We start from the raw sequence: 10,066 nt of genomic DNA, 5'->3' as shown, positions 1-10,066 counted from the left end.
CCTCCTAGAGGGGGCGGGTGGGTGCTCACCCGCCCCCTCTAGGAGGAGGGGCCGGGGCTCAGGCTCCCTGAGCCACCGCGTCCTCGATCGGGGTGGGACCGGAGACGATCTCCCACGTCTTCGCGATGGAGGTCGGCTGCGCCAGGGCGGCGATCACCGTCGCGGCGACGTCCGCTCGCGGGATGCTCCCCTTCTCGACGGAGGTGCCGAGCGTGATCGTGCCGGTGCCCTCGTCGTCCGTCAGCCCGCCCGGGCGGAGGATCGTGTAGTCGAGGCCGGAGTCGCGCAGTGCCGCGTCGGCGTCGCGCTTGGCCTCGACGTAGGCCTTCCAGCCCTCCTCCGTGTCCTCGGGGAGCGGCTCGTCCACACCGATCGCACTGACCTGCACGAAGTGCTGGACCCCGACGATCGCGGCGGCCTTCTGGCTGAGGACGGACGCCCCCAGGTCGACGGTGCGCTTGCGCTCCGGGCCCGAGTCGGGTCCGGCTCCGGCGGTGAAGACCATGCCGTCGACGTGGCCCAGCGCCTCGGCGAAGGCCTCGGGCGTCGTGTCCTCGAGGTCGTGCACGAGCGGCTCGCCGCCCAGCCGGACGATGTCCTCGGCGTGATCGGGGTTGCGGATCACTCCGACCGACTCGTGGCCGGCGTCGTAGAGCAGGTGCAGGATCTGCTGCCCCACCTTGCCGTGGGCTCCGATGACGGCGATGCGTGTCATGGACGTTCCTCTCCTCGTCGGGGCGGGTCGCCCCGTGTTCGTGGTCCCCTCCATCCTGCCGCGGCGTCCCTGGACGCCCCCAGGCCTTGACGGCGTCCGGGCGCCGGGCCGTCAGGCGGCGAGGCGGTCGTCGCGTCCGGTGATGGCGAGCAGGCGGCTCTGGAGGGAGGCGGCGTCGTCGACCGGCACGGGTGCGGCGTAGAGGCCGCTCGCGCGCAGGGTCTCCTCCTGGGGTGCGAAGAGCTCCCAGACCGCTGCGACGAGCTCCTCGTCCAGCCGCTCGTCGCTGCCGGTCGCGCGGGCGAGGTCCCAGGCGTGGACGGTCACATCGGCCGTCTGCTCCTGCAGCAGCTCGACGGCGCTGACGGTGTCGCGTCCCAGCTGCACGGTCGCCGCCGGGTCGACGGTGCGGACAGCGACGCGCAGGCGGTCGGTCACGCGGCGCCACTCGCTCCTCAGATCGGTGGCGACGGACTCGAGTCGCAGCGCCGACTCGTCGCCGCCCGAGAGGAGCGTGTGCGCGCGCTGCTGCTCGCGGACGACGTGCAGCACGAGCGCGCGCGTGTCCCACTCGGTGTCGGGCGTGGGGGCCGACCAGTCCTCGACGGCGCTCAGCCGGAGCTCGAAGGCGCGGTGGGCGCGGTCCTGCAGATCGAGCCAGCGGCTCATCTCGGCGCCGGGGCCGGTCTCGGTGGCGGTGGGGGAGTCGGGCTGCTCGTGCGTCATGGTCTCTCCGGAGCGTCGTGGTGCTCGGGTCAACCGCGAGTGGTCGGCGCTCATTCCCGGGCGCGGCGGTCGAGCGGCCGATGTCGGTGGTGCGTGCGAGCATGTCCCGAGGCGTGGGCGAGCAGGACGGAGCGGCGTGAGCAGGCAGGACGGCGCGGCGTGAGCGAGCAGGACGGCGCGGCGTGAGCGAGCAGGACGGCACCGCATGAGCAAGCAGGACGGCACGGGGCGGCAGGTCACGACCGAGCCCTTCGACGACCCGCGCGCGAGCATCATGCACATCGACATGGACGCGTTCTTCGCCTCCGTCGAGCTGCTCGACCGGCCGGATCTGCGCGGGAGGCCGGTCATCGTGGGCCACCACGGAGCGCGCTCCGTCGTCACAGCGGCGACGTACGAGGCGCGCCGCTACGGCGTCAACTCGGCGATGCCCATGGCGGTCGCCCTCCGCCGCTGCCCGCAGGCCGTGGTCCTCGAGCCGCACATGGAGCGCTACCGCGAGGCCTCTCGCCGCGTCATGGCGATCTTCGACTCCTTCACGCCGCTGGTCGAGCGTCTGAGCATCGACGAGGCGTTCCTCGACGTCGCGGGTGCCCGCCGCATCTCGGGCTCGCCGTTCGCGATCGGCACCGAGATCCGCCGCCGGGTGCACGCCGAGCTCGGGCTGACCTGCTCGGTCGGGATCGCCAGCACCAAGTTCGTCGCCAAGCTCGCCTCCGGCCGCTCCAAGCCCGACGGTCTGCTGGTCGTCCCCGCCGACGGCGTCCGCGAGTTCCTCGATCCGCTGCCCGTGAGCGCGCTGTGGGGAGTCGGCGCGAGCACGGAGGAGGCGCTTCTGCGCCGCGGTCTGCGCACCGTCGCCGACGTCGCGACCACCCCGCTGCCGTCGCTGGTGTCCGCCCTCGGCGAGGCGACCGGGAGGCGCCTGCACGCCCTGGCGAACGGGGTGGATCCGCGGCCGGTCGACACCCGCCAGATCGAGAAGAGCGCCGGACACGAGATCACGTTCGCCGACGACGTGGCCGACCCCGAGCTCGTCCGTCGTGAGCTGCTGCGGCTCTGCGACAAGGTCGCCGTGCGGATGCGCCGCTCGGGAGTGCGCTGTCGCACCGTCGCGGTGAAGGTGCGCTTCGGCGACTTCAGCACCCTCACCCGCTCCCGCACGCTCGTCGAGGCGACGGACGTGGCCCGGGTCCTCTACGAGGCCTCCTCCGCGCTCCTCGAGGCGGCCAACCCGATGCGGCGGCCCGTGCGGCTGATCGGCGTGCGCGGCGAGCAGCTGGTCGAGGGCGACGACGTCGCGTTCTCCCTGTGGAGCGACTCCGACGACTGGCGCGACGCGGAGCTCGCGGTCGACGGCGTGGCCGCCCGCTTCGGCTCCGGAGCCGTGCGTCCCGCCTCGCTCCTGTCCCGGTCGGCTCCCGAGTCGGCCAAGGGGATCGACCTCAGCGACACGCTCGCTACGCGGAACCGATCGTCAGACTGATCGGGCGGTGGTCGGAGCCGTTCGGCGGCAGGACCGCGACGGTCGCGGCGGTGACGCCGTCGGCGAGCGCGTGGTCGAGCGAGACGAGCGGCAGCAGGGACGGCCAGGTCGCCGGGAAGCCGACTCCGCCCGTGCGGACGAGACCCGCCTCCGCCAGCACCGGAGCGAACAGGTGGTCGTCCGTTGGCGTGTTGAAATCGCCGATGACCAGTGTCCGCTCCGACGCGTCGTCTCGAAGAGCGGTGGCGAGGTTCGAGAGCATGGTGTCCCGCTCCTCGTGGTCGCCCGGCCGGAACGAGGCCAGGTGCACCACGAACAGGCGCGCGCTGCCGACCGGCGTGTCGACGTCGACGGCGAGCGCGCGCTCCCAGCCGAGACCGAGGTCGAGCGGCTCCTCGTCGGTCAGCTCGGTCCGGCTCCAGACGCCGACGGTGCTCGAGACGGACGAGTACGGGTACTCGTCGGCCAGCTCGGCGTCGACCGCGTCCACGGCGTCTCCGTCGAGCTCCTGCAGCGCGATCACGTCGGGGCCGCGGGCGGCGAGCGAGGCGGCCAGCCCACCGGCGTCGCTGCTCGTCTCGATGTTCTGGCTGACGACGGTGAACGAGCCGGAGCGCACGGCCGGCGCCGGAAGCGCGACCGGCAGCACCAGCACGCCGTAGACCATCGCCAGCACGGTGACCGCGGCCGCCGTCCGGCGCGACCGGAGGGCCGCCGCGGCCGCGATGAGGAGCAGCACGAGCAGCCCCGTCCAGGGGATCCCGACCTCGAGGACCGACAGCCAGCCGATCGGATCGGGCAGCGCGCGGTGGAAGGCGAGGAAGGCGGCGAGCACGAGGCTCGCGACCGCCACCGCGGCCGAGCGCACGGGGCGGCGGCGGCGGGTGCGGGCGGACATCCGTCGATCATGGCAGCAGGTCCCCGGAGGTCCATGGACGAGTCCTGTGCGCCCCGGCGGGCCGCTTGTCGCCGCGGAGAGCCGCGGAGTACCGTCGCACCATGCCCAACATCGCAGTCTCCCTGGCCGACACCGTCACCACCGCGGGTACCGCGACGATCTACGGTGAGCCCGTCACCGTCGACGGCGTCTCGCTCGTCCCCGTCGCCCTCCGCTGGTTCGGTTTCGGCGGAGGCAGCGGCTCCGAGGACGGCCAGGAGGGCGGCGGCGGAGGCGGCGGCGCCACGGTCATCCCGATCGGCGCCTACATCAAGGACGACCTCGGCCTGCGGTTCCAGCCGAACGTGATCTCGGTCCTCGCCGTCGGCATCCCCTTCGTGTGGGTGACCGGCAAGGCCCTCGCGCGCATCATCCGCGCCCTCAAGAAGTAGCCGGAGCGGCCCCGCGTCAGCTGGCGCGCTGCTGGCGCGCGGGGTACCACTTCTTCTTCGTCCGGCCGAAGCCGACGATCAGCCGCTCGGCGTCGTCCGGCCGGCGGGGGTCGTAGATCACCGCGGCGGGCTCGCCGGCCATCCACGCGTCCCCCCGCTTCAGCGGGTACTTCTGCGCGCGCTTCTCCACACCCTCGGCGGTCCGGTAGACGACCAGGAGCCTGCCCAGATCCCGTGCCGAATCGCGATCGCCGCGTGCCGGATCCGGCCCGACGACGCGCGCCGGCACCCGCGTGCCGTAGTTGAGCAGCTCGCGGCGGATCCGCGCACGGCGCTGCCAGAGCAGGGCCTGCAGCAGGACGATCAGCAGCACGGCCAGGACGACGACCACCGACCACGACATGACGTCTATGATTGCCGATGAACACGGGAGTCCGGTGCACCGGGCTGAGAGGAAGGCAGCAGCCTTCGACCGTCGAACCTGATCTGGGTCATGCCAGCGAAGGAACGTTTCGATCTCCTCTTACCAACCCGTGCCCTCCATTCGCTTCCACGAAAGGGCACGTCAGTGCAGAACACGAACGCGCAGAACACGAACGCGCAGAACCTCACCTCCTCCGCCCCGGCCCGGCGCGATCTGCGCTGGCGGGTCGTCGACATCGTGGTGGCGAGCGTCGTCGCCGTCGCGAGCGGGATCGTCTTCTGGGCCTGGGGCCTGGCGACGAACGTCCTCGGCCTCGCTTTCGAGTTCCTGCCCGGGCTCGGCGGGCTCCTCGGCGGCGGCTGGCTCTTCGCCGGCGTCCTCGGCGGCCTGATCATCCGCAAGCCCGGAGCCGCGCTCTACACCGAGCTGGTCGCCGCGGCCGTGTCGGCTCTGATCGGCACCCAGTGGGGCTTCACCGTGCTGATCTCCGGACTCGTGCAGGGACTCGGCGCGGAGATCGTCCTGGCGCTCTTCCTCTACCGCAGCGGCCGTCCGCTCGTCGCGATGCTGGCCGGTGCCGGTGCGGGGCTCGCCCTCGCGATCAACGACCTGCTGTCGTACTACGCCGTCAACGACGCGCTCTTCAAGACCGTCTACGTCGCCTCCTCGATCGTCTCGGGCGCGCTCCTGGCCGGGCTGCTGTCCTGGTTCGCGGTGCGGGGGCTCGCGGCCTCGGGAGCGCTGGACCGCTTCGCATCCGGGCGCGAGGGCCGGACGGTCGAGGGAGCCGGCGCGGGCGCTCGATGAGCGGCGCTTACGTCCGGGCGCGGGGCTGGAGCTGGCGGCACGCGGGACGCTCCCGCGACGCCCTCTCCGGCCTCGATCTCGCGCTGGAGCCGGGGGAGCGCGTGCTGCTCCTCGGCCCCTCCGGCGCGGGAAAGAGCACGCTGCTGCACGCCCTGGCCGGCGTCCTCGGCGGGGAGGAGGACGGCTCCGCGGCGGGCGAGCTCGAGATCGACGGAGCCGCGCCGCTCACCCGGCGCGGTGTCGCGGGGCTCGTGCTGCAGGATCCGGACACTCAGGCGGTCCTGGCGCGGGTCGGCGACGACGTCGCGTTCGCCTGCGAGAACCTCGGCGTGCCGCGCGAGGAGATCCCCGCGCGAGTGCGGGAGGCGCTCGGCGACGTCGGGCTCGACGTTCCGCTGGACCACTCCACCTCGGCGCTCTCGGGCGGGCAGAAGCAGAGGCTCGCCCTGGCGGGTGTGCTCGCCATGCGTCCGCGGCTCCTGCTCCTCGACGAGCCCACCGCCAACCTCGATCCGGACGGTGTACGCGAGGTGCGGGCGGCGGTGGAGCGCACGGCCGCCCGCACGGGGGCGACGCTGATCGTCGTCGAGCACCGGGTCGACGTGTGGGTCGGCCTCGTCGACCGGGTCGTGGTGCTCGGGCGGGACGGCGCGGTCGTCGCCGACGGCGCTCCAGTCGAGGTCCTCGATCGAACGCCCGACGTGCTCCGCGCCTCCGGCGTCTGGCTGCCCGGTGACACCCCCGCCCGGCGCGGGGCGAGCGAGCTGCCCTCGCCCGCCGCCCTGAGCGCGCACGACCTCGCCATCGGCCGGCCCGTCCTCGGGCGCCGCCGCTCGACCATCGTGGCCTCGGGGCTCGAGCTCGCCGTCGACTCCGCGCGGGCCACGGCCGTGCTGGGACCCAACGGCGCGGGGAAGTCGACCCTCGCGCTCACGCTGGCCGGTCTCCTGCCGCCGGTCGCGGGGCGGGTGACCGCCTCCGAGTCGCTCCGCGCCGGTGCGGGCCCGGAGCCGATCCGCTGGACCTCGGCTCAGCTCGCCGGACGGATCGCGATGGTGTTCCAGGAGCCGGAGCACCAGTTCCTCACCGCTCGCGTGCGCGCCGAGCTCGCGCTGGGCGCCCGCGACGAGACGGAGCGGCATCGGGCGGAGGAGCTCCTGGAGCGCCTCGGCCTCGCGCACCTCGCCGACGCCAACCCGTTCACCCTCTCCGGAGGCGAGAAGCGGCGCCTGGCCGTCGCGTCCGCCCTCACCCGGTCGCCGTCCGTGCTCGTCCTCGACGAGCCGACGTTCGGGCAGGACCGCCTGACCTGGGAGGTGCTCGTCGACCTCCTCGCCGAGCAGCGCGACGCGGGCACGGCGGTGCTCGCCGTCACCCACGACGAGGCGCTGGTCGCCGCCCTCGCCGACTCGGTCGTCACCCTCGGCGCCCGCGAGGTGGTGTCGGGATGACGCTCCTCGACTCCGTTCCCGCGCGCAGCCGGATCGCCCGGGCCAACCCGGTGGCCAAGCTCCTCGCCAGCCTGGTCATCGCGTTCGCGCTCCTCCTCACGGTCGATGCGGTCTCCGCGGCGACGGCGCTGGCGCTCGAGCTGCTGGTTCTGCCCTTCGCGGGGCTCCGAGCGGGTGAGCTCGTGCGGCGGACGGCTCCCGTCTGGATCGCGGCTCCGCTCGCCGGCCTCTCGACAGTCCTCTACGGGCGCGACAGCGGCGCCGTCTACGCGGAGTTCCTCATCGTGTCGGTCACAGAGGGATCCGTCGCCCTCGGGCTGGCCATCGCGCTGCGCGTCCTGGCGATCGGACTGCCGAGCGTGGTCCTCATCGCCACCACCGACCCGACGGACCTGGCGGACGGCCTCGCGCAGATCCTGCGCCTGCCCTCGCGCTTCGTGCTCGGCGCTCTCGCCGGCATGCGGCTCGTCGGTCTGCTCGTCGACGACTGGCGCACCCTGTCGATGGCCCGCCGGGCCCGTGGGGTCGCCGACGGCCGCGGGCCCGTCGAGGCGCTCCGCAGCCTCGCGGCCCGCACGTTCTCGCTGCTCGTGCTGGCCATCCGGCGGGGGAGCAGGCTCGCGACGGCGATGGAGGCGAAGGGCTTCGGCTCCGGCGTCCCGCGCACCTGGGCGCGGCAGTCGCGCCTCGGAGCCGGCGACCTCCTGCTGCTCGCGGGCGGAGTGCTGATCGCTGCCGTCGCCGTGACCGCCGCCGTCGTCACCGGCTCCTGGAGCTTCGTCCTGCATGGCTGAGCGGATCCTGCCGCTGACGGATCACACGGCGGGCGACCTCGCCCGCTCCGTGATCGCGCGGCGTCGTCGGACGGTGCTGCTGGACGGACCGAGCGGCTCCGGCAAGTCGACGTTCGCGCGCGCGCTGGTCGAGCAGCTCCGTCTCGCGCCGGCGGCATCGTCGGTCGCGCTCGTGCGGATGGACGACCTCTACCCCGGCTGGACGGGCCTGGACCGGGCGTCGCGGGAGACGGCCGGGACGCTCGTCCGCCCCCACGGCCTCGGCCTCGCGGCGCACTGGCGGCCCTGGAACTGGGCCGCGGGGACGACGGCCGGGCGCCGCGTCGTCCGCGAGACGCTTCTCGTGCTCGAGGGCTGCGGATCGGCCGGCGCCGCCGCGCGCCGCCACGCCGATCTGGTGGTCTGGCTCGAGGCCGACGACGAGGTGCGGCGCGTGCGCGCGCTCGAGCGCGACGGCGAGCTCTTCGCTCCGCACTGGGACGCCTGGGACCGCGACTTCCGCTCCTACTGCGCTCGGGATCGGCCCCGGGAGAACGCCGACCTCGTGCTGGACACGGGCGGCGGGGGAGCGGTGCGCGGCTGAGGGGTCCCCGCCGAGCGCGGCGACGAGCGGATGCCGGTGGGAGGCTCTCCCTCGGCGGCGGTCAGGCCCAGCCGAGCTCGTGCAGCCGGTCGTCGTCGATGCCGTAGAAGTGCGCGATCTCGTGGACGAGCGTGACGTGGATCTCGTCGCGCAGCGCGTCCAGATCGTCGCACGCGGCGAGGTGCGGCTCGCGGAACAGCACGATGCGGTCGGGCATCTCGCCGAAGCCGTAGCGCTCGCGCTCGGTGAGGGCGACGCCGTCGTAGTAGCCGAGCAGATCCAGGGTCCCGTCCTCGGGCCGGTCCTCCACGACGAAGACGACGTTGTCGAGCCCGTCGACCATGTCGTCCGGGAGCGCGTCGAGCTCGGAGATCACCAGGGCTTCGAAGGCGTCCTCGTCCAGCTCGAGCATCCGGGACCTCTCTGCGTCGGCGATCGCTGCCGGTCGCCGGATGTGCGAAGAGGCCCGGAGTCGGAACTCCGGGCCTCTTCCGCTGCATGCACAGCCACTGGGGTGAGTAACGGGGCTCGAACCCGCGACCTCCTAGACCACAACCAGGCGCTCTGCCAACTGAGCTATACCCACCAGGAGCGTGTTCCGGCGGGGTGACCCGCCGAAGCAACTGTACGAGAGTACTACATCCGCGAGGCGAACTCGTCCACGACGGCGGCCGACACGGCCTGCACCTCGGCGGTGCTCGGCCCCGGCTGCTCCACGAACACGGCACGGCGGTAGTACTGCAGCTCTCGGATGCTCTCGAGGATGTCGGCGAGAGCGCGGTGTCCGCCGTGCTTCTTGGGCGCGTTGAAGTAGATGCGCGGGAACCAGCGCCGTGCCAGCTCCTTGATCGTGCTGACATCGACGTTTCGGTAGTGCAGGTGGCCGTCGAGGCGCGGCATGAACTTCGCGAGGAAGGCGCGGTCGGTGCCGATCGAGTTGCCGGCGAGGGGGGCCTGCTGCTCCGCCGGGACGTGCTTCAGCACGTACTCCAGCACCTCGTACTCGGCCTCCGCGACGCTGACGCCGGAGGGGATCTCGACCAGCAGCCCGGAGGTCTCGTGCATCGACCGGACGAAGTCGCCCATGTTCTCGAGCGCGGTCGCGTCGGGCCGGATGACGAGGGAGAGCCCCTCGTCGAGCGGGTTCAGCTCGAAGTCGGTGACGACGACGGCGATCTCGACGAGCTCGTCGACGGAGAGGTCGAGCCCCGTCATCTCGCAGTCGATCCAGACAAGACGGTCGGGGGCGCTACTCATGCGGGGCAGTCTATCGGCGGCCGCCGACACCCGGTCCGGCCGTCCCGCTCCTCCTACACTGGACCCTCGTGATCACGCTCGCCTGCTGCCTCCTGATCGTCAACGCCGTGTGGAACGCGATCGTCTGGCCGCCCTTCCTCCGCCGCGTCCGCAAGGACCCGCGGGCGCGCGACGCGGACGGCCGCGCGACGACCTTCCTCCGCGTGCACACGGTGCTCATCGGCGTGTCGCTCGCCCTCGCCGTGGTCTCCCTGGTCGTGGGAGTGCTGGGACTCGTCCGGGGCGCCTAGGCCCCGGCGGGCGCGGCCCCTGCGCTTCGGTATCGTGGTCGCAGTCCGCCCCCGTAGCTCAGCGGATAGAGCAGGAGCCTTCTAATCTCTTGGTCGCAGGTTCGATTCCTGCCGGGGGCACCATCGGATCGGGAGCGCGCCGGTCGCCGTCCCTAGTCTTGTCCCGGTGGCGTGCGGATCAGCGTCGACGCCTCGCGCCCGTCC

Annotated in this window: 13 protein-coding genes, 2 tRNA genes and 1 riboswitch; of the genes, 8 read left to right on the top strand and 7 right to left on the bottom strand. The window is 73.1% G+C overall.

Translation table 11 applies throughout. The features are described from left to right. Nucleotides 1-58: 58 nt before the first annotated feature. Both C5C46_RS11215 and C5C46_RS11210 read right to left on the bottom strand, forming a co-directional pair. Complete coding sequence (locus tag C5C46_RS11215; protein WP_104223727.1) at nucleotides 59-715, bottom strand: SDR family oxidoreductase; 657 nt, start codon at nucleotides 713-715, stop codon at nucleotides 59-61. 111 nt (nucleotides 716-826) lie between these two features. Continuing rightward, complete coding sequence (locus tag C5C46_RS11210) at nucleotides 827-1,441, bottom strand: TIGR03086 family metal-binding protein (protein WP_258059445.1); 615 nt, start codon at nucleotides 1,439-1,441, stop codon at nucleotides 827-829. 205 nt (nucleotides 1,442-1,646) lie between these two features. Between C5C46_RS11210 and dinB the strand changes: the two genes are divergently transcribed. Then, on the top strand, nucleotides 1,647-2,927 hold the full coding sequence (gene dinB, locus C5C46_RS11205) for a DNA polymerase IV (protein ID WP_104226745.1): 1,281 nt from the start codon (nucleotides 1,647-1,649) through the stop codon (nucleotides 2,925-2,927). Here dinB and C5C46_RS11200 read toward each other — a convergent pair. After that, nucleotides 2,902-3,825, bottom strand: coding sequence for an endonuclease/exonuclease/phosphatase family protein (locus tag C5C46_RS11200; RefSeq protein ID WP_104226744.1), 924 nt, complete (start codon nucleotides 3,823-3,825; stop codon nucleotides 2,902-2,904). The genes dinB and C5C46_RS11200 overlap by 26 nt on opposite strands. Before the next feature lie 101 nt (nucleotides 3,826-3,926). Between C5C46_RS11200 and C5C46_RS11195 the strand changes: the two genes are divergently transcribed. Next, entirely contained in the window at nucleotides 3,927-4,256 is a 330-nt protein-coding gene (locus tag C5C46_RS11195) for a hypothetical protein (protein WP_104223724.1), read from the top strand. Nucleotides 4,257-4,272: 16 nt separating this feature from the next. On the opposite strand, the gene C5C46_RS11190 is transcribed toward C5C46_RS11195, so the two are convergent. Next, nucleotides 4,273-4,659, bottom strand: coding sequence for a DUF3592 domain-containing protein (locus C5C46_RS11190; RefSeq protein ID WP_104226743.1), 387 nt, complete (start codon nucleotides 4,657-4,659; stop codon nucleotides 4,273-4,275). A 14-nt stretch (nucleotides 4,660-4,673) separates the two neighbouring features. Beyond that, a riboswitch (TPP riboswitch) is annotated at nucleotides 4,674-4,781 on the top strand. Between the two features lie 43 nt (nucleotides 4,782-4,824). Between C5C46_RS11190 and C5C46_RS11185 the strand changes: the two genes are divergently transcribed. The 4 genes from C5C46_RS11185 to C5C46_RS11170 are packed head-to-tail and all read left to right on the top strand — an operon-like array spanning nucleotide 4,825 to nucleotide 8,315. Beyond that, nucleotides 4,825-5,487, top strand: coding sequence for an ECF transporter S component (locus tag C5C46_RS11185; protein WP_104226742.1), 663 nt, complete (start codon nucleotides 4,825-4,827; stop codon nucleotides 5,485-5,487). Beyond that, complete coding sequence (locus C5C46_RS11180; RefSeq protein ID WP_104226741.1) at nucleotides 5,484-6,938, top strand: ABC transporter ATP-binding protein; 1,455 nt, start codon at nucleotides 5,484-5,486, stop codon at nucleotides 6,936-6,938. The genes C5C46_RS11185 and C5C46_RS11180 overlap by 4 nt, the downstream gene beginning before the upstream one ends. After that, nucleotides 6,935-7,732, top strand: a complete 798-nt coding sequence (locus C5C46_RS11175) for an energy-coupling factor transporter transmembrane protein EcfT (RefSeq protein WP_104223720.1) — start codon at nucleotides 6,935-6,937, stop codon at nucleotides 7,730-7,732. The genes C5C46_RS11180 and C5C46_RS11175 overlap by 4 nt, the downstream gene beginning before the upstream one ends. After that, nucleotides 7,725-8,315, top strand: coding sequence for an AAA family ATPase (locus C5C46_RS11170; protein WP_219812296.1), 591 nt, complete (start codon nucleotides 7,725-7,727; stop codon nucleotides 8,313-8,315). Before C5C46_RS11175 ends, C5C46_RS11170 begins: the two co-directional genes overlap by 8 nt. A 61-nt stretch (nucleotides 8,316-8,376) precedes the next feature. On the opposite strand, the gene C5C46_RS11165 is transcribed toward C5C46_RS11170, so the two are convergent. The 3 genes from C5C46_RS11165 to orn form a co-directional block, all read right to left on the bottom strand. Then, nucleotides 8,377-8,727: a metallopeptidase family protein gene (locus C5C46_RS11165; RefSeq protein WP_104223719.1), complete on the bottom strand. Its 351-nt coding sequence runs from the start codon at nucleotides 8,725-8,727 to the stop codon at nucleotides 8,377-8,379. 98 nt (nucleotides 8,728-8,825) lie between these two features. Beyond that, a tRNA-His gene (locus tag C5C46_RS11160) sits at nucleotides 8,826-8,901 on the bottom strand. Between the two features lie 50 nt (nucleotides 8,902-8,951). Continuing rightward, nucleotides 8,952-9,572, bottom strand: a complete 621-nt coding sequence (gene orn / locus C5C46_RS11155; RefSeq protein ID WP_104223718.1) for an oligoribonuclease — start codon at nucleotides 9,570-9,572, stop codon at nucleotides 8,952-8,954. A 68-nt stretch (nucleotides 9,573-9,640) separates the two neighbouring features. Between orn and C5C46_RS11150 the strand changes: the two genes are divergently transcribed. Beyond that, complete coding sequence (locus tag C5C46_RS11150; protein WP_104223717.1) at nucleotides 9,641-9,862, top strand: SCO4848 family membrane protein; 222 nt, start codon at nucleotides 9,641-9,643, stop codon at nucleotides 9,860-9,862. A 47-nt stretch (nucleotides 9,863-9,909) separates the two neighbouring features. Beyond that, nucleotides 9,910-9,985 (top strand) — tRNA-Arg (locus C5C46_RS11145). Nucleotides 9,986-10,066: the final 81 nt, after the last annotated feature.

The sequence above is a fragment of the Rathayibacter sp. AY1E6 genome, from assembly GCF_002931115.1.
Lineage (GTDB): Bacteria > Actinomycetota > Actinomycetes > Actinomycetales > Microbacteriaceae > Rathayibacter.
This window is presented reverse-complemented; position numbering and strand designations above follow the sequence as displayed.